Annotated in this window: 17 protein-coding genes; 11 read left to right on the forward strand and 6 right to left on the reverse strand. The window is 61.0% G+C overall.

The genetic code is table 11. The features are described 5' to 3' along the window. Positions 1–2 precede the first annotated feature (2 nt). Positions 3–1,361 (reverse strand): DUF58 domain-containing protein, encoded by a 1,359-nt coding sequence (locus HZ994_17790; GenBank protein ID QTN34092.1) that lies wholly within the window; start codon positions 1,359–1,361, stop codon positions 3–5. Positions 1,362–1,377: 16 nt separating this feature from the next. Then, on the reverse strand, positions 1,378–2,313 hold the full coding sequence (locus tag HZ994_17795) for a MoxR family ATPase (protein QTN34093.1): 936 nt from the start codon (positions 2,311–2,313) through the stop codon (positions 1,378–1,380). Positions 2,314–2,369: 56 nt separating this feature from the next. On the opposite strand from HZ994_17795, the gene HZ994_17800 reads away from it, so the two are divergent. The 6 genes from HZ994_17800 to HZ994_17825 all read left to right on the forward strand — a co-directional run bounded on the left by HZ994_17800 (position 2,370) and on the right by HZ994_17825 (position 7,283). After that, the gene (locus HZ994_17800; protein QTN34094.1) at positions 2,370–2,888 is read left to right on the forward strand and encodes a cob(I)yrinic acid a,c-diamide adenosyltransferase; all 519 of its coding nucleotides are present in this window, start codon (positions 2,370–2,372) and stop codon (positions 2,886–2,888) included. Between the two features lie 317 nt (positions 2,889–3,205). After that, a complete protein-coding gene (gene tadA, locus HZ994_17805; protein ID QTN34095.1) occupies positions 3,206–4,255 on the forward strand; it encodes a Flp pilus assembly complex ATPase component TadA in 1,050 nt (349 codons plus the stop codon). A gap of 12 nt (positions 4,256–4,267) precedes the next feature. Next, positions 4,268–5,353 carry a PilT/PilU family type 4a pilus ATPase gene (locus HZ994_17810; protein QTN34096.1) on the forward strand — a complete coding sequence of 362 codons (1,086 nt, stop codon included), beginning with the start codon at positions 4,268–4,270 and terminating at the stop codon, positions 5,351–5,353. 6 nt (positions 5,354–5,359) lie between these two features. Beyond that, a complete protein-coding gene (locus tag HZ994_17815; protein ID QTN34097.1) occupies positions 5,360–6,052 on the forward strand; it encodes a hypothetical protein in 693 nt (230 codons plus the stop codon). Further along, the gene (locus HZ994_17820; GenBank protein ID QTN34098.1) at positions 6,049–6,867 is read left to right on the forward strand and encodes an alpha/beta hydrolase; all 819 of its coding nucleotides are present in this window, start codon (positions 6,049–6,051) and stop codon (positions 6,865–6,867) included. Before HZ994_17815 ends, HZ994_17820 begins: the two co-directional genes overlap by 4 nt. A gap of 65 nt (positions 6,868–6,932) precedes the next feature. Then, a complete protein-coding gene (locus HZ994_17825; GenBank protein QTN34099.1) occupies positions 6,933–7,283 on the forward strand; it encodes a hypothetical protein in 351 nt (116 codons plus the stop codon). 89 nt (positions 7,284–7,372) lie between these two features. Here HZ994_17825 and groL read toward each other — a convergent pair whose 3' ends face one another. From groL to dnaK, 3 genes are all read right to left on the reverse strand, one after another. Then, a complete protein-coding gene (groL, locus tag HZ994_17830; GenBank protein ID QTN34437.1) occupies positions 7,373–9,022 on the reverse strand; it encodes a chaperonin GroEL in 1,650 nt (549 codons plus the stop codon). Between the two features lie 111 nt (positions 9,023–9,133). Beyond that, a complete protein-coding gene (locus tag HZ994_17835) occupies positions 9,134–9,424 on the reverse strand; it encodes a co-chaperone GroES (GenBank protein ID QTN34100.1) in 291 nt (96 codons plus the stop codon). A gap of 76 nt (positions 9,425–9,500) precedes the next feature. Then, a complete protein-coding gene (gene dnaK / locus HZ994_17840; GenBank protein ID QTN34101.1) occupies positions 9,501–11,417 on the reverse strand; it encodes a molecular chaperone DnaK in 1,917 nt (638 codons plus the stop codon). A gap of 291 nt (positions 11,418–11,708) precedes the next feature. Here dnaK and HZ994_17845 point away from each other — a divergent pair, with 291 nt between their 5' ends. Together HZ994_17845 and HZ994_17850 are read left to right on the forward strand one after the other, a co-directional pair. Next, positions 11,709–12,350 carry a DUF1080 domain-containing protein gene (locus HZ994_17845; GenBank protein ID QTN34102.1) on the forward strand — a complete coding sequence of 214 codons (642 nt, stop codon included), beginning with the start codon at positions 11,709–11,711 and terminating at the stop codon, positions 12,348–12,350. Between the two features lie 39 nt (positions 12,351–12,389). Beyond that, complete coding sequence (locus HZ994_17850; protein ID QTN34103.1) at positions 12,390–12,998, forward strand: hypothetical protein; 609 nt, start codon at positions 12,390–12,392, stop codon at positions 12,996–12,998. Here the strand turns inward: HZ994_17850 and HZ994_17855 are convergent. Continuing rightward, on the reverse strand, positions 12,982–14,253 hold the full coding sequence (locus HZ994_17855; GenBank protein QTN34104.1) for a valine--pyruvate transaminase: 1,272 nt from the start codon (positions 14,251–14,253) through the stop codon (positions 12,982–12,984). The two genes, HZ994_17850 and HZ994_17855, sit on opposite strands and share 17 nt — an antisense overlap. Before the next feature lie 113 nt (positions 14,254–14,366). On the opposite strand from HZ994_17855, the gene HZ994_17860 reads away from it, so the two are divergent. The 3 genes from HZ994_17860 (at position 14,367) to HZ994_17870 (ending at position 17,517) form a co-directional block, all read left to right on the forward strand. Beyond that, positions 14,367–15,716, forward strand: coding sequence for a hypothetical protein (locus tag HZ994_17860; GenBank protein QTN34105.1), 1,350 nt, complete (start codon positions 14,367–14,369; stop codon positions 15,714–15,716). A 57-nt stretch (positions 15,717–15,773) separates the two neighbouring features. Then, on the forward strand, positions 15,774–16,928 hold the full coding sequence (locus HZ994_17865; GenBank protein QTN34106.1) for a putative C-S lyase: 1,155 nt from the start codon (positions 15,774–15,776) through the stop codon (positions 16,926–16,928). 76 nt (positions 16,929–17,004) lie between these two features. Beyond that, complete coding sequence (locus tag HZ994_17870) at positions 17,005–17,517, forward strand: GNAT family N-acetyltransferase (protein QTN34107.1); 513 nt, start codon at positions 17,005–17,007, stop codon at positions 17,515–17,517. Positions 17,518–17,528: the final 11 nt, after the last annotated feature.

Genomic DNA, 17,528 nt, shown 5'->3' on the forward strand with positions numbered 1-17,528 from the left:
ATCTATGTCGCAGCGGAAAGCCCCGCAGGCAAGTGCATGAGATCCCGGGCGACGTGCCCGTTCTCCAGCCAGTGCCCGATGACACCCGGGGGCGACGGGCCGTTGCCGACGACGAGAGGCACGCAGGGTATGCCGGCCTTGATGAGCTTCCCGAGGAACTCCGAGCGGTGGCCGTCCCAGCCGTTGAGGATGATCAGGCAGGAGGTCATTTTCTCGCGGTGGCGGATGACGCTGGCGGCAAGCAGATCGAGGTGCTCATCGTCCTCCATGCCGACACCCGCCAGCACCTCAAGGAGTTTTTCCGCGCGCTCCATGCCGCGCCCGGCGGTGACGGTATGTGCCTCGCCGGCGATGAACATCAGGTCTAACAGCGATTCGCTCCTGTCCAGTCCGACGATGAAGGAAGCGGCGACCGAGACCATTTCCTCAAACACGCTCTCATCCGGAGACCCTGCGAATGTATCCAGAACCAAGGCGTAGCGGGGGAAGAAATTGTCCTCCAGCTCCTTGACCATGGGGCGGCCGGTGTGCGCCCAGCTTTTCCAATGGATCTGCCGCAACGGATCGCCGGGACGGTAATCGCGCAGGCCGACGAACTCGCCCGCGCTGCCGATCGCGTTGCTGGTCTCCTCGCCGCCGATGCGGAACGCGGCGGAGCCGGGCATGACGAACTGGGGCAGGCGGTGGCGTTTTGGCAGGACGACGAGGCGAGCCGGCTTTGTCTCTATGCTACGGCATTTCTGGAAAAATCCGAGCGGATCGGGAAGCAGTGCGCGCAGATCGCCCATGGGGATGATGCCGCGCCGGATGGGGGTGAGGTGCATCGCGACCTTGCGCCGCTCGCCCGGTGCCAGCTCCAGGGTTTCCTCCGATTCGGTCGCGCGGAAGCCGGCCTTGCGCGCCATCAGCCACTGCCAGCGGTAATAGACCATGGTGCGGTCAAAGAGGTTGCGCTCGTGCTCGCCGGGCTCGCTGACGGCTGCGAACTCACGCAGCCCCGGACGCGGATCCGGGCCTGTTTGCCCGAGCTTAGCCCCGCGCAGGGTGCGCCTGCCGGTGTTTTCAAGGCGCACCGTGTAGCGCAGCGGCTCGCCGGCGGTGGCGTGGCGCGGGAGATCGAGGCTGGCGGAAAGCTTGGCCCTGCGGAAAAGCACCCACACCAGGCTGATGGCGACCATGCCGAGGGAGAAACAGAAGATCTGGAAAATGGAATTCCGCGGCTGGCCCACGCTCATGAAGCTGCCGATGGAGACGATGACCATCGCGCCCGCACCGGCGGGGCGGATGCGCCTTCCGAACCAATGCTGCAAGGCCGCGCCGCGATGGTAGAAAAGGTGCAGGATGCGGAAGCGGGCGCTCATTTTCCTGAAAAAATCACTAGGCAGGAACCGGCACCCTGGCGATGAGATCGCGCACGACCTGACGCGCGTCCATCCCGGAGTATTTCGATTCCGGGGCCAGAACGAGGCGGTGGGCGATGACATCCTCGGCGACGGATTGGATCACTTCCGGAACGACGAACTCGCGCCCTTCGAAAAGGGAGATGACCTGCGAAACCTTCATCAGCGCGAGAGATGCGCGCGGGCTTGCGGCGAGCTGGATCTCCGGGATGCCGCGGGTGGCCGCCACCAGCGAGACCGCGTAATGTCGCAGCTCGTCGCTGAAACGGATTTTGCGGGAGGCGGAGGAAACGGAAAGCAACTCCTCGCGGGATAGCACCGGTTCCATCGAGTCCACCGGATGGCTCTCGCGCTGGTCGGCGAGAATCATCGCCTCGTCCTCCGCGCTGACGTAGCCGAGCTTGCACTGCATGGCGAAGCGATCCATCTGGGCCTCGGGCAGCGGATAGGTGCCGCGGAACTCGACCGGATTCTGGGTGGCGATCACGAAAAAGAGCCCGTCGAGATCGTGGCGCGTGCCCTCCACCGTCACCTGCCGCTCACCCATCGCCTCAAGCAGCGCGCTCTGGGTGCGCGGCGAGGCGCGGTTGATCTCGTCCGCCAGCAGGATATCGGTGAAGACGGGGCCCTTGTGGAAGCGGAATTCCTGGGTGCGCGGATCGAGGATGGAGACGCCGAGTATGTCCGAGGGGAGTAGGTCGGGGGTGAACTGCACCCGTTTGAACTCCGCGCCGCCGACCGATTTCGCGATCGCCTTGGCCAGCGTCGTTTTGCCTGTGCCGGGGTAGTCCTCCAGCAGCACGTGGCCGCCGGCGAACATGCAGGCAAGCACCCGGCGCACCGTTTCCTCCTGCCCCCGCACCACCGCGCACACCGCCCGCTCCAATTTGTTCGCCCGTTCCGTATCAATCATCCTTGGAGGGTATCTTCGTTGTTGCCCGCCGTGTTTCAACGTCCATCTTCGGGGAAATGAGCATCATCACGCAGCGCGGCGACGACGGGGAAACCGATCTCATGTTCGGGAGACGGATTGCCAAAACCTCACCGCGCTTCGCCGCGCTGGGCACGATCGACGAGCTCAACGCGGCCATCGGCCTCGCCCGCGCCGCAGATGGGAAACACACGGCCACCCTGGATCGCGTGCAGAACCTGCTTTTCGGGCTGATGGGGCAGCTTGCGTGCCTGCCGGAGGATCAGGGGAAATATCTGGAGAAGGGTTATTCGCACATCACTGAGGAGGATCTGGAATGGATCACGGAAACCGCGCAGGAGAAAGAGTCCGCAGGTGTGAGGTTCACCCATTGGGCGGTGCCTGGGGCGGAGGGTTCCATGGCGCGGGCGCACCTGGATTTCGCACGCACCGTCGCACGCCGGGCGGAGCGGGATGTTCTCGCTCTCCATGCGGGCGGCGGGGAAGTGCCTGAAACGGTCCGGCTTTTCCTGAACCGAATTTCCGACCTGATGTGGATCCTCGCCAGGGCGGATTGATTTCCGGAGAACCCGCTCCCGATGAGGTGACGTGAATCAAGTCCTCCCAATCTTCCTCAGGACCCTGATGGCGGGTATTGCCATGCCTGCCGGTGCTGCGCTGGCAACGGTGGATAGGATCAGGCGCCGCGGCGGCTGGAGGCAGGTTTCCTGCACTTCGTCACAGCGTTCGGGGAGGCGTGCTTCTGTCTGCGGTCGTCGGGTTGGCCGGTCGGATCGCTTGCCCAGAAAATGTCAGGGAGGCGATGATTTGACTTCTTTCGGCTGTCCGTATGATTAGAATTCGCAAGGCTTTCGCACGGAAGCCGTGAGACCAGATGGACGATGCACTGCAACAACTGATTCGGGATGCCTTCCGTGACAAGGCCACCGACGTGTTCCTGATCGAGGCGGAGCCGCCGCGCATCCGCCGCGAGGGCAAGGTCATAGAGCTGCACCCAGGGCCGGTCCCCCACGTCGTGATGCGGGATTTCTGGAACGAATGCGGTGCCGATCCCGGCTTGGAGAAAGAGGCGGACATTTCCTGGCAGCTCCCGGAGGGCAAACGCCTGCGTGTGAACCTCTACCATACGCTCGGCCGCCTCGCCGCCGTGATGCGTCCGATCCGCGATGACATCCCGGATCTCACCAACCTTGCGATGCCTGCCGATCTCCTCCAATCCTGGATGCGCCGCGCGAACGGCCTCATCCTCGTGACTGGCCCCACCGGTTCGGGGAAATCGACGACCGTCGCGGCCTGCCTCAACTGGGTCAACCGGAACCAGGCACGGCACATCGTGACACTGGAGGATCCCATCGAGTTCCTTTTCGAAAACGAGGAGTCCCTGTTCTCCCAGCGCGAGGTGAGGCTGGATTCGGAGAACTTCTCCAGCGGACTCCGTGCCGCAATGCGCCAGAGCCCGGATGTGCTGTTCATCGGCGAGATTCGCGATGCGGAGACGGCCCTGACTGCGCTGCATGCCTCGGAGACCGGCCACCTGGTGATCTCCACGATGCACAGCGGTGGCGTGGTGGAGACCATCGACCGCTTCACCCATCTGTTAGGCAGCGGGGTGGAGGGCGGGATGCACCTGCTTTCCAAGCAGCTTGTCGGCGTCATCTCCCAGCAGCTCCTCCCGAAGTATGGCGGCGGGCTTTTCCCGGCGCTCGAATATTTCCAGAACGAAGCGGCATCGCGGCGCTGGATCGCAGAGAAACGCCTCGCGGACCTGCAGGATCACATCAACAAATCCGACGGCACGGTGAATTGCTCGGCGCTCGATTATCTGGTTGCCTCCGTGAAACAGAATTACCTGGAGCTCGAGGTCGCGCGCGACGCTTGCCCCCGGCCGCAGGATCTCGACCGTGCAATGCGCGGCATCAGCTGACCCATCACCGACATGCCACGCGAAATCACCGAATACCTCAGGGAAACCGTCACCCGCGGCGGTTCCGACCTCCACCTCTGCGCATGGGCCCCGGCCTGCGCGAGGGTAAACGGCTCGCTTGTCGCCTTTGAAGACGAAGTGCTCTCCCCGGCGATCGTCAGGGATCTCATCATCGACACACTCAGCGAAGCGCAGCGTGCGACCTTGGAGGAGGAACTGGAACTCGATTACGCCCTGCAGGTGGAAGGTGTGGGGCGTTTCCGTGGCAATGTCCACATGGCGCGCGGTCATGCCGAAGCCGCCTTCCGCTTCATCAGCGAGGTGATCCCTGAGCTGGAAAACCTCGGCCATCATCCGGTGATCCACGATCTCTGCGGGATACGCAGCGGGCTTGTGCTCGTCACGGGCGTGACCGGCTCCGGGAAATCCACCACGCTGGCCTCGATGATCAAGCGCATCTCCGAGCAGCGCAGCGGAATCATCATCACGCTGGAGGATCCCATCGAATACCTTTTCCAGCACAGTGCATCGCTCATCAAGCAGCGCGAGATCGGCAACGACAGCCGCAGTTTCCCGAAAGCCCTCCGCCAGACCCTGCGGCAGGATCCGGATGTGATCGTGGTGTCCGAGCTACGCGATCTTGAAACAATCCGCATCGCGCTCACCGCTGCGGAAACCGGACACCTTGTGCTTGCCACGCTCCACACTCCGGACGCCCCGCAGACCATAGACCGGCTGGTTGACATTTTCCCCTCGGACCAACAGCCGCAGATCGTCACCCAGCTGGCGGGCGTGCTGGAGGGCATCATTTCCCAGCGGCTGCTGCCGCGCGCCGACGGGCAAGGCCGCATCCTCGCCTCCGAGGTGATGCGCCCCAGCTACGCGATCCGCACCTGCATCCGGGAACAGAAAATGGAGCAGGTCGTCGGCCTGATGGAGATCGGCTTCAAGGAGGGCAACCGCACCATAGACCAATCCATCAAGGCACTCTACGAGAACGGCCTGATCAGCCGCGAGGAAGCCGTGTTCAACGCCCGCGAAAGAAACCTTTTCGAAGAGAAACCCAAGCCGCAGAAACCGAAATCGATCTGGACCTAAGCCACCATGGAAGACATCAATCTCCGCTACATCCTGACCCGCGCGGGCGGGGTCATCCTCGTGATCGTCGTCGGGCTCTATGCGCTCGGATACGTGAAAAAGCGCAACAAGCAGGCGGCCATCGTCGCGGAGCTGAAATCCCTCAGCAGCGACAGTTCGTTCTTCCGGCAGTTCTATGCGGAGGATGCCAGGAAATCGCTGGTCAAGGCTGTCGGCCTGATCGCGGAGGCGAACAACCTCGGCCTGCCGCCGGAAACCTCGATCAACCGCGGCCTCGGCATCGAGGAGAAATACTTCGCGATGGACGGCGACAAGGAGGCTTCCCCGGTCAAGGAAACCCTGGTCCGCGAAACCTTGCGCGCGAACTACGAGAACTTCCGCAAGCTCGGCTACGAAGCTGATTTCCATACCCTCGACATGATGAAGCAAGGCGATCTGCCGCCCGTCCGCACCGGCCCGCAGGCGGGCGCGAAGGCGGAGGTCGGGACGATTATCGACCCGGCACTCTCGCCCGGCCTCGACAAGGTGATGGCGAACCTTGAGATCCGCCCGCCCAAGGAGAAAGGCCTGCCGCTCACGGATGTGGAGACCGCCACCGCCAAGCAGCTCGCCACAGCCCTGCGGGATGCGGGCATCATCGAGGAGGCTGCGGAAAAACGCATCATCGAAAGCCTGACTCCTCCCCCCCCCGGGCCATGAGGATGGGCTTGCTGGCTGCCGGGGTTTTTCCGGTGCTCGTCTCCTGCATCCCGCTTCCCGGGATGCCGTCGTTTTCCGGGAACCTCAGGAAACGTGATGTGGTTTATGTCCCGCAGGATTGGGCGAAGCAGCTCAAGGGGGATCTTTACCGACCGGCACTTCCCGGAAAGCTTCCCGGAGTGCTGCTCATCCATGGCGATGGCCGGGTGTCGGAAGACGGGCGCTGGCAGATGGCCGGAATCGCGGAAAAACTCGCCGATCGCGGATATGTCGTTTTCAATATCACCTACCGCATGGCTCCTGACTGGGAGTATCCGGCCCCGCTGCTGGATGCGAAGCAGGCGCTGAATTGGATGAGGGATCACGCCGATGAATATGGGATGGATGGGGAACGCATCGGCGCGTACGGATATTCCGCCGGGGGCTACGTCGCGCTTCTGACGGCATTTCGCGAAGATACGCGCATAGGTGCGGTTGTGGGGGGTGCATCACCTGTAGATCTAACATACTACGGGAACGGGAACCTGATCCGGGATTTCCTCGGCGGCTCACCTGGGGAGGTGCCGGAACGCTATCGCGAGGCCTCTCCGGTGGATCATGTGACAGCTAACAGCCCGCCGGTTTTCCTCTACCACGGGGAAAAGGACACCTTGGTGAATCCCGACCATACGCTGGAAATGCTCGTGGAGCTGAAGAAACACAGGGTGCCGCACGAGGTGCATTGGATCCCCGCCAAGGGTCATATCGCCGCGTTCCTCATGCCGGGCGGAGCTGTGGACGGGGCGATCGGCTTCCTGGATCGGCACCTGAAGTGAGTCCGCCGTGCAGCAAGTTTTCACCCATCATTCACGGAATTAGGCCATGCCCATTCGTCGTTGCCATGTTCAGGGGATTCCGCTTCACTGGCCGGATCATGGAAACGACCAAGAAAAGGATTGTATCGATATCAGTGGTGCAGGCGGGTTTGGTGATCGGAGGGCTCTATGGGGTGCTGGCCTTGTTCTTTTCGGTGTTCCTTGTGATTTTCGGGCTGATCGCGATGGTTGCCGGTGCGGGATCGAATGACGCTGCGGCAGCGCTTGGGGGAGGGGTCGGCATGATCGTCATCGCCGTCATACTACCGATTGTTTACGGTGCCTTGGGATTCGTTGCCGGGGTGATCATGGCCTTGGTTTACAACCTGATCGCCAAGATGACGGGAGGTCTTGAGATGACGGTCAAGCACGTGTAGCGAGGGATCGCGGCACGAAAAAGCCGGGCAGGTTACCCTGACCGGCTTTTTGAGAGGGGCGGCGACCGAAGATCGCCGCCACCTTTGAATTACATCATGCCGCCCATGCCGCCATGGTCGTGGCCGTGGCCGCCGCCGCCTTCTTCCTTCGCAGGGAGATCGGTGATGAGTGCCTCGGTGGTGAGGAGGAGTCCGGAAATGGACGCCGCGTTCTGGAGTGCGGAACGGGTGACCTTGGTCGGATCGACAACGCCGGAGGCGATGAGGTCTTCGTAGGAATCGGTTGCGACGTTGTAGCCGTGGCCTTTCTTGTTGGTCTTGACGTTCTCGACGATGAGCGCGCCTTCGCGGCCTGCGTTTGCGGCAAGCTGGCGGAGGGGAGCCTCGACCGCTTTTGCGACGATGCCCATGCCCGTTTTCTCGTCGAGGCTGGTTGCCGCGGAGAGGTAATCCCCTGCCTCACACGCTGCGAGAGCGCGGAGGAGAGCCGTGCCACCGCCTGGGACGATGCCTTCTTCCACCGCTGCGCGGGTGGCGTGAAGGGCGTCCTCGACGCGGGCTTTCTTCTCTTTCATCTCGGTCTCGGTGGCAGCCCCGACGTTGATGACGGCGACACCGCCTGCGAGTTTCGCAAGGCGCTCCTGGAGCTTCTCGGAATCGTAGTCGCTGGTGGTTTCCTCGATCTGACGGCGGATCTGGTTCACGCGGCCGGTGATGGCCTCGGAAGTTCCGCCGCCTTCGACGATGACGGTGGAGTCCTTGCTGATGGTGAGGCGCTTGGCTTCGCCGAGGTCGGTGAGTTCAACGGACTCCAGCTTGATGCCGAGGTCTTCGGTGATCACGCGGCCACCGGTGAGGATGGCGATGTCTTCGAGCATGGCCTTGCGGCGGTCGCCGAAGCCCGGTGCTTTCACAGCAGCAATGTTGAGGATGCCGCGGAGCTTATTGACCACGAGGGTCGCGAGGGCTTCGCCTTCGACGTCTTCCGCGATGATGATGAGCGGCTTGCCGGACTTGGCGACCTTCTCGAGGAGAGGGAGCATGTCCTTGAGCGAGCTGATCTTCTTCTCGTGGATGAGGATGAGCGCGTTATCGAAGGAAGCCTCCATGGTCTCCGGATCGGTGACGAAGTATGGGCTGAGGTAGCCTTTGTCGAACTGCATGCCTTCGACGACGTCGAGGGTGGTTTCGATGCCTTTGGCTTCCTCAACGGTGATGGTGCCGTCCTTGCCGACCTTGTCCATCGCTTCGGCGATGATGCCGCCGATTTCGGTGTCCCAGTTGGCGGAAACGGTTGCGACCTGGGCGATTTCCTTGGTGTCGGAGACAGTCTTGGAAATCTTCTTCAGTTCGGCGACGAGAGCCTCGGTGGCCTTCATGATGCCGCGCTGGAGCGAGATCGGGTTGGCACCGGCGGTGACGTTGCGGAGGCCTTCCTTGTAGATGGCTTCGGCAAGCACGGTTGCGGTCGTGGTTCCGTCACCTGCGATGTCGCTGGTCTTGGAGGAAACCTCACGGATGAGCTGTGCGCCCATGTTTTCGTAAGGGCACTCGAGTTCGATTTCCTTGGCAACGGAAACACCGTCCTTGGTGATCGTCGGGGAACCGAATTTCTTGTCGAGGATGACGTTGCGTCCGGCCGGCCCGAGGGTCGCCTTGACGGCACGTGCGAGTTTCTCAACACCGCGCAGGAGTGCCTGGCGTGCTGCTTCGTCGAATACTAGTTGTTTGGCCATAATGGGTAATAGTGATTTGTTATTGGTGATTGGATAATTTGGTGAAGAACATTTGGGCGAGCGGATACGGAATTTCCGAATACCTAATCCCCAATTCCAAATGTCCCTTCGCCGTTAGGCGACGATGCCGAGGATGTCGGACTCGGAGATGATGAGGACTTCGGCGCCGTCGAGCTTCACTTCGGTGCCGCCGTATTTGGAGATGAGCACCTTGTCGCCGACCTTGACGGAGAAGGCGATGTCGTTGCCCTTTTCGTCCTTGCCGCCTGTTCCGAGGCTGAGGACTTCAGCTTCCTGCGGTTTTTCCTTCGCGGTGTCGGGAAGGACGATTCCGCCTGCGCTGATCGCGTCGGCTTCGAGGCGTTTTACGAGGACACGTTGTCCGAGTGGTTTGATGCTTGCCATGTTTTTCGTTTGGTTTGTTGGTTGCTTGTTTGGTTTGAGAAGCCACGCCCACACATGGTGGGAGTGGAAATTTTAGTTAATCGACGACTTCAGCATCGACGACCTTGCCCTTGGCTTTCTTGGGTTCGGAGGATTCGCCGGAAGCTTCGGATGGCTCGGCGTCGGGTTCCGCGCCCATGGCGGCTCCGGCCTGTTGGGCGGCGGCGGCGAGGGCTTGGAGCTGGGATTCGAGTTCCGAGGATGCGGAGTTGATCTTGTCCAGGTCGTCGCTGGTGATCGCGTCGCGGACGGCCTTGACCTTTTCCTCAAGGGTGGACTTGAGTTCGGCGGGAGCCTTGTCGCCGAGTTCCTCGAGTTGTTTCTCGACGTTGAATGCGAGATTCTCGGCCTTGTTGACGGCATCGACTTTCTCGACGCGCTTGCGGTCTTCCTCGGCGTGGGCCTCGGCATCGGCCTTGGCTTTTGCGATCTCTTCCTCGGAGAGTCCGGAGGATCCCTGGATGGAGATTTTCTGTTCCTTGCCGGATTGTTTGTCCTTGGCGGAGACGTGGAGGATGCCGTTGGCGTCGATGTCGAAGGTGACTTCGATCTGCGGCTCGCCGCGGCGTGCGGGGGCGATGCCGTCGAGCTTGAAGTTTCCGAGCAGCTTGTTGTCGGCGAACATCGGGCGCTCTCCCTGGGAGATGCGGATGTCAACGGCGGGCTGGTTGTCGGAAGCGGTGGAGAAGGTTTGGGATTTCTTGGTCGGGATCGCGGTGTTGCGCTCGATCATCGGGGTGGCGCGGGAGCCTTCGGTTTCGATGGAGAGCGTGAGCGGGGTGACGTCCAGGAGGAGGACGTCCTTCACGTCACCGCGAAGCACGCCGCCCTGGATGGCCGCGCCGATGGCGACGACTTCGTCGGGGTTGACTCCCTGGTGAGGGGTCTGTCCGGCGAGTTCCTTGGCAATTTCGACGACTTTCGGCATGCGGGTCATGCCGCCGACGAGGACGAGCTCGTTGATTTCGGATGCGGAAACGCCAGCTTCCTTGAGGCAGTCGATGACCGGCTTCTTGGTGCGGGCGAAGAGCTTGTCTGTGAGTTGCTCCAGCTTGGAGCGGGAAAGGGTGAGCTGGATGTGTTTCGGCCCGTTCTGGTCTGCGGTGATGAAGGGGAGGTTGATGTCGTAGGACTGGCTGGACGAGAGTGCGATCTTGGCTTTCTCGGCCTCCTCCTTGATGCGTTGGAGTGCGTCTGCCTGGTTGGAGAGATCGACCCCCTGGTCTTTCTTGAATTCCGCGACGATGTATTCGATGAGTGCGTTGTCCCAATCGTCGCCACCGAGCTGGGTGTCGCCATCGGTTGCGAGCACTTCGAAAACGCCGTCGCCGATATCGAGGACGGAGATGTCGAAGGTTCCGCCGCCGAGGTCATACACGGCGATTTTCTCGTCCTTTTTCTTGTCGAGGCCGTATGCAAGGGCAGCGGCGGTGGGCTCGTTGATGATGCGGAGGACTTCGAGGCCGGCGATCTCACCGGCGGCCTTGGTGGCGTTGCGCTGGGAGTCGTTGAAGTATGCGGGGACGGTGATGACCGCCTGGGTGACTTTCTCGCCGAGCTTTGCTTCGGCGTCGGCTTTCAGTTTGCCGAGAACCATTCCCGCGATTTCCTGCGGGGAGTAGGTTTTGGTCTCGCCGGCGACCTCGACCTGGATGTGGGCGTCGCCATTGGAGGCGGCGACGATCTTGTAAGGCATGCGTTTGTCGGCCTCGGTGAGCTCGGAAAACTTGCGGCCGATGAGGCGTTTTGCGGAGAAGATCGTGTTTTTCGGGTTGGTGACGGCCTGGCGTTTGGCTGCCTGGCCGACGAGGCGCTCGCCGTTCTTCGCAAAGGCGACGACGGATGGCGTGGTGCGGGCACCTTCGGAGTTTTCAAGAACGGTTGGCTCGCCGCCGTCCATGATGGACATACAGGAGTTGGTGGTGCCGAGGTCGATTCCTAGAATTTTTGACATGATATTAAATGGTGGTGTTGCTGCGTGACCAATTGCAGGCCGCGTGCCGGATGGTTTCTGATTCTGTTAAGTCTTGGTATTCAGCGGTTTGTGGCAATTGGGCGGTTTTGCGGGCGTAGAGGATAGGGACAGGATGGCGCGACTTGATGGGGCATTATGTCGCAGTGCGACAAGGGGGTGGCATTTCCTTTGACAGTCCGGATGCGCTCACGAAGATATTCACCTATGAATAGAGTGATCGTTGCCTTGTCCCTCGCATGTCTTGTTTCCGTGGCGACCGCGGAGCCCCCAATGAATGTTTTGAGTGATGCCGAGAAGGAGGCTGGGTGGGTGCTGCTTTTCGATGGTGAGGATGCTTCGGAGCATTTCCGTGGCTACAGGAAGGATGTATTGCCCGCCGCATGGACGGTGGAGGGCGGCGAGTTTTCCCAGAAGGGCAGGGGAGGGGATGTCATCACCAGGGAGAAGTATGAGAGCTTTGAGTTATCCATCGACTGGAAGATCGGGGAAAAAGGGAACTCCGGGATCATGTTCAAGGTGCTGGAGACCGACGGCCCGCCCTACAAGACGGGGCCGGAGGCGCAGATCCAGGATAATGCGATGGGAAGCGATCCACAGAAATCCGGCTGGATGTACGGGCTTTATGCGGCGGATAAGGATACGACGAAGCCAGTGGGGGAGTGGAACAGCTTTGTCCTGAAATGCCAGAAAACGCCTGCCGGGACTTACAAGTGCGAGCACTGGATGAACGGCGAGAAATACGTTGAGTATGAGATCGGATCGGATGACTGGAAGGCGAAAGTGGCGGCATCGAAATTCGCTAAGTGGGAGGGATTTGGAACGGCGGATGCGGGTCATATCTGTTTGCAGGATCACGGGAATCCGGTTTCTTTCCGGAATATCAAGATCAGGGTGCTGGAGCCTCTGAAGTAGCGGACTTGCCATGCGGGATTCGGGATTTAGTTTTAGCCCATGGATACGTTACCCATGGAAACCCCGCTCCCGGCAAAGAAAGGCAGGCCATCCTGCCTGCTAATCGCAGCCATCGTCTTTGTGCTGCTGATTGTCTCGGTGGCCGGTGCGTATTTTTGGTACAATCGCCCGATCAAGCCCGTGGAGCTGAGCGCGCAGGAAACGCAGGCGCTGGAGCAGAAGATTGAGAGCATGGAGGCGGCTCCAGACGAGCCGGACTATCAGCCGGGCTCCAAGGAAATCGTCATCACCGAGCGCGAGCTGAACGGGCTGCTGGCGCAGAACACGGATCTGGGTGATAAGCTGAAATTCACCCTGGCGACTGATGAGATCCACGCCCGGATCGAGACCGACCTGGATGAGGGGATGCCGGTGGTCGGCGGGAAAAAGCTGAAGGCGAAGGCAAGGTTCCTGGTTGGCGATGCGGACGGGAAGCCCTCGCTCATGCTCGATGACCTGACGGTCTGGGGCGCATCGCTTCCGAACGATTGGCTCGGGGGCATGAAGGGCAAGGATCTGCTGGCCGAGCTTTTCGGAGGCGGGAAAATCAGCGGGATCGAGGAACTGCGGATCGAGCGGGGGCGGCTGGTGATCAGGCTGGCGGAGTGATTTTCCCCACCTCCTCCGCGATGATGCTGAGGCCGTCGCGGACAGTTGCTTCATCCATCGCGAAGGAGACCCGGAGGCACTCGTTGCGGTGCGGCCACTCCCCGTCGCCGCAGCCGAAGAAGAAATGCTCGCCCGGGATGACGAGCACCTGCCTCGCCTTGAGCCTGGAATAGAGTTCCGCGGAGGTGATGGGCAGTCCCGGGAACCAGAGCCAGAGGAAGAGCGCGCCTTCGCTGCGGTGCATGTGCCATGGGAAACGCGTGCCGAAGATTTCCCGTGCGGCAGCCTGGGCAACGGCGGATTTCTGTTTGTAGAACGGCTGGATGACCTCGCGGCTGAGGCGCAGGATTTCCCCGGAGCTGATGAGCGGCAGGGTGATCTGCTGGCCTATGCTCGGGTTGGCGAGGCCGGTGATGGCGGTCATTGAGGAGATCGCGCGGATGATCTCCGGGGCTGCGACCACGATGCCCGTACGGGTGCCGGGTAGGCCGAGTTTTGATAGGCTCAGGGTCAGGATGATGTGCCCGTCCCAGATCGGCTTTGCCTCGGTGAAGATAATCCCCGGAAACGGGGCGCCGTAGGCGTTGTCGATGATGAGCGGGATGCCCTTTTGCCTGGCGATTTCCGAAAGATGTTTCACCTCATCATCCGTCAAAACGTTGCCAGTGGGGTTGGTGGGGCGGGATACGCAGATGGCAGCCACATCGTCGGCGACCTCCATGTTCCCGAAGTCGATGTGGTATTTGAATTCGTTGGCTCCGGTGTGCTCGATCTCCGGGCGGAAGGAACGGAACATTTCCGGATCGAGTCCCTGGGCGGCGTAGCCGATGTATTCCGGGACCAAGGGGAAGAGGATCTTGCGCTTTGACCCGTCCGGCATGTCGCCGGCGAGGAGGTTGAAGAGGTAGAAAAACGCGGTTTGCCCGCCGCTGGTGATGGCGATGTTTTTTTCCCAGACATCCCAGCCGAAGGAATCGCGGAGCAGATCCGCGATGGCCTGGATGAAGGCGGGGTTGCCCTGCGGAGCATCGTAGGTGGTGAGCATCTTCCGAGAATCCACTTCGCTCTCGGAAATTTCGCGCAGCCGCTGTTGCCAGATTGCGTTGATTTCCGCGATCTGGGCAGGCTGCCCGCCACCCAGCATTTTCAGGTCGGGGCCTGCGCTCGCGAGGGCGTGGCCGAGGTCGTCCATCAGGTCGCCGATGCCGCTGCCGCCCGCCAGGCCTTGGCCGATCTTGGAGAAGGTGAAATCCATCGGAGCCATCCTAGTGCCAAGTGCGGCGGATTGGAATGCGAATTAGCCTGACTCATCAATTTAGCGCTGCATTTTTGCTGGTTCGGATGCCTGTGGCATGTAGAAAAAGCAAAATGAAAAAAGATGCTCTTAGGCTGGGTGCCATGCTGGCGGTGCTGGTGGCAAACTGCATGGCCGGGGAGGTGCGGGATTGGACGAGCAAGGATGGGCGCACGATCAGGGGCGAACTCATCGGGCTGAATGCGGACGGCGTGAAGCTGAAGCTGGCAGGCGGAAAGGTGGTGGATGTGCCATACGGGATGCTCTCCGCTCAGGATGCCGCCCATGCACAGGAAGCAGGTGCGGAGATCATTCCGGATTGGAATGGCTGGCCCAAGGAACTGCGGATGAATCTCAGTGATGTCAGGATCACCGTGGATGAGGAGCGGTCCAAGAACGGCCTGACATATTACCTGACGGAGCATTTCGAGCTGAAATCCGAGGTGGAGCTCGGCTCCCAGGTGCGGCTGGATGTGGGGCGCATCTTCGAGCTTACCCACCGGCTGATGCAGGCCTCGCCGTGGGGCATCATGGCCAGCCCCGATGGCGGGCGTTTCAAGGCCGAGCTTTACAAGACGCGCCAGAGCTACGTCGCGGCCGGAGCGCCGACGTGGTCGGGTGGCGTTTACATGGGCGACAGGAAAGTTTTCATGGTTCCCGTCGAGTCGCTGGGTTTGACGGATTCGAAGAGCGGCTACCGGCGCAACGAGGATTTTTCGCTGGATACGGTGGTGCATGAAATCACCCATATGCTGATGGCCGATGCACTCCAATATCTTCCCATCGCGGTTACGGAGGGCATCGCGGAATACATCAGCCACATCCCCTTGAGCCTTGGCGCGTTCAAGCCGCCCAGTGTCCTGGGGAAAATCAAGGATGCTTCCAAAAGGAGAAAGCCATTGGCGTTTGAGACGCTTCTCGGGATGACCGCCAGCCAGTGGGCGGGGACAAAGCCGGTGCCGAGGGCGCCGGGCGGCACCGGCCCATCGCAGCAGCCGGTCGATCCCCATTCAAAGTCCGAGCAGTACCATGGCAGCCTTCTCCTCGCCTATCACCTGATGCATGGCCTTGATGGGGGGGAGCCTCACAGGCTGCGGAAGCTCGTTTACAGGGCACATGCGAAGGCGAAAAAGCGTGAGGCCCAGTTCAGGCAATACGACGACGATTTTGCGGTTTACGAGAAGGCCATCGCGGAGTTCATGAAGCTTCCCGGGGTGAAGGATATGGGAGAGGAAGGTTTCACCTATCCGGCGGATCTGACTCCGCCTGAAGCCCCTGAATTGCCCTTCGGTGAGGAGACCGATGAGGAAATGGAACTTTGGGATATGGATGTGATTTTCTCAGGAGAAAGCCCGGCTGCGTTCGCGAGGGAGATGGCCGAGAAGCTGGAGGCCGCGGGAATCAGCCTGCATGCGGGATTGTAGCCTTGCCATCGCGCCGCGCTTGCAAACCGCCTCCACTCCCGGCAGCTTCGCCTGGCTATGGGATTTGATTTCGATACGGTGATCGCGAGGCAAGGGACGGGCTGCATCAAGTACGACCGCAGGCCGGAGCTCGATCCGTTCTGGGTGGCGGACATGGATTTCGCATCGGCTCCGGCGATCCTAAATGCCCTGCACAGGCGGGTGGATCATGGTGTGTTCGGATATGCGCAGGCACATCCCGGCCTGGTGGATGCGGTGCGCGCCTACCTGGAAACCCGCAGGCAGGTCTCCCTTGACGAGGATCACCTGATCCACCTTGGGGGCTTGGTTCCGGCTCTTTCCCTTGCCGCCCGGGCGTTCTGTGGAAGCGGCGATGAGGTGATGACCTGCATCCCGGTCTATTATCCGTTCCTCAATGTGCACAAGGATGCGGGCGCGCGGCTGCTGACGGTGGATCATGTTTTCGAAAACGGGCGCTGGGTGTTCGACTGGGCGAGGATGGAGTCCTCGGTAACCGATAGGACAAAGGTTTTCCTGCTTTGCAATCCACAGAATCCGCTCGGCCGAGTATTCACCGAGGAGGAGATCGTACGAGTTGCCGAATTTTGCGAAAGGCACGGGCTGGTTCTGGTTTCGGATGAAATCCACTGCGATCTGATTCTCGACGAGGCGACCACCCCGCATTTCTCTGCGCTCCAGCTCCCGGAAAATCTCGCCAAGCGCACCATCACCCTGCTTTCCCCGAGCAAGACCTGGAACATCGCCGGGTTGGGCTATGCCTTTGCGATCATCCCCGACGACTCGGTGAGGAGGAAATTTTCCGCCGCGAAAGGCCATACTCTTGCCGAGATCAACGCGCTCTCCTATCACGCCGCTGAGGCCGCCTACAAGGATGCCGAGCCGTGGAGGAGGGAACTCATCGGCTACCTCAAGGCCAACCGCGACGAGCTTGTCAGGTTCATCACCGAGGAGTGCGATGGGCTCTCCATCATCGCCCCGGAAGCGACCTACCTCGCATGGATCGACGCACGCCAGCTGGGTGTGGAACATCCTGCGAGTTTTTTCGAGAAGGAAGCCGGATTGTTCCTCTCCGACGGAGCGGCCTTCGGCTGGTCGGGATACGTGCGCTTCAACTTCGCCTGCCCGAGGCAACGGATGCTGGAGGGGCTTGGGAAAATGAAAGCCGCGATCGGGAAAATTTCCCCTGGGTAGGGCTGGGCGGACCACCGACTCCGGTCGTGCCGGAAAAAGTCCTGTATTTTTTGGATGCGCATCCCACACTGGGGGCATGGATCTGGCTGCGACTTCGGAGGAGCTCTTGCACGAGGGCGCGCAGGTTGATGAGGATGCGCCGAGGGTGGAGATGGCCACCATGGATGACCTGCCGGCCTTGACCGAGCTGGTGATGGAGCTTTTCTCCATGTCTGACGGTGATTTCCAGCCCGACCGCGAGGTGCAGGAACGCGGGCTGCGGCTGATCCTTGAGCAGCCGAGCCGGGGGCGAATCGCCGTGGTGAGGAACAACGACCAGATCTTCGGCATGGTGAACATGCTGTTCACGATCTCAACCGCGCGCGGCGGCTTCGTGATCCTGATGGAGGATGTGGTGATTCATCCGCATCACCGTGGACAGGGCTACGGCACCATGCTGCTCGACCACGTGGTCGAGTATGCGAAGCAGAAGGACTTCCTCCGCATCACTCTCCTGACAGACAAGATCAGCGCCGAGAGCCAGGAATTCTTCAGGAAACAGGGCTTCGAATACTCGAACATGATCCCGATGCGGCGGCTGATCGGGTGACTTGCCGGTAT

The organism is Akkermansiaceae bacterium (genome assembly GCA_017798145.1).
In the GTDB taxonomy this organism is placed as follows: Bacteria; Verrucomicrobiota; Verrucomicrobiia; order Verrucomicrobiales; family Akkermansiaceae; genus Luteolibacter.

What these genes read in the sequence shown, in the direction of transcription:
- HZ994_17835 (QTN34100.1), bottom strand. Translation starts at nt 9,424, where the DNA reads ATGGCAAGCATCAAACCACTCGGACAACGTGTCCTCGTAAAACGCCTC.
- HZ994_17870 (QTN34107.1), top strand. Translation starts at nt 17,005, where the DNA reads ATGGATCTGGCTGCGACTTCGGAGGAGCTCTTGCACGAGGGCGCGCAG.
- HZ994_17800 (QTN34094.1), top strand. Translation starts at nt 2,370, where the DNA reads ATGAGCATCATCACGCAGCGCGGCGACGACGGGGAAACCGATCTCATG.
- HZ994_17855 (QTN34104.1), bottom strand. Translation starts at nt 14,253, where the DNA reads ATGGATTTCACCTTCTCCAAGATCGGCCAAGGCCTGGCGGGCGGCAGC.
- HZ994_17845 (QTN34102.1), top strand. Translation starts at nt 11,709, where the DNA reads ATGAATGTTTTGAGTGATGCCGAGAAGGAGGCTGGGTGGGTGCTGCTT.
- HZ994_17795 (QTN34093.1), bottom strand. Translation starts at nt 2,313, where the DNA reads ATGATTGATACGGAACGGGCGAACAAATTGGAGCGGGCGGTGTGCGCG.
- HZ994_17810 (QTN34096.1), top strand. Translation starts at nt 4,268, where the DNA reads ATGCCACGCGAAATCACCGAATACCTCAGGGAAACCGTCACCCGCGGC.
- dnaK (QTN34101.1), bottom strand. Translation starts at nt 11,417, where the DNA reads ATGTCAAAAATTCTAGGAATCGACCTCGGCACCACCAACTCCTGTATG.
- HZ994_17860 (QTN34105.1), top strand. Translation starts at nt 14,367, where the DNA reads ATGAAAAAAGATGCTCTTAGGCTGGGTGCCATGCTGGCGGTGCTGGTG.
- HZ994_17865 (QTN34106.1), top strand. Translation starts at nt 15,774, where the DNA reads ATGGGATTTGATTTCGATACGGTGATCGCGAGGCAAGGGACGGGCTGC.
- HZ994_17815 (QTN34097.1), top strand. Translation starts at nt 5,360, where the DNA reads ATGGAAGACATCAATCTCCGCTACATCCTGACCCGCGCGGGCGGGGTC.
- tadA (QTN34095.1), top strand. Translation starts at nt 3,206, where the DNA reads ATGGACGATGCACTGCAACAACTGATTCGGGATGCCTTCCGTGACAAG.
- HZ994_17825 (QTN34099.1), top strand. Translation starts at nt 6,933, where the DNA reads ATGTTCAGGGGATTCCGCTTCACTGGCCGGATCATGGAAACGACCAAG.
- HZ994_17820 (QTN34098.1), top strand. Translation starts at nt 6,049, where the DNA reads ATGAGGATGGGCTTGCTGGCTGCCGGGGTTTTTCCGGTGCTCGTCTCC.
- HZ994_17850 (QTN34103.1), top strand. Translation starts at nt 12,390, where the DNA reads ATGGATACGTTACCCATGGAAACCCCGCTCCCGGCAAAGAAAGGCAGG.
- HZ994_17790 (QTN34092.1), bottom strand. Translation starts at nt 1,361, where the DNA reads ATGAGCGCCCGCTTCCGCATCCTGCACCTTTTCTACCATCGCGGCGCG.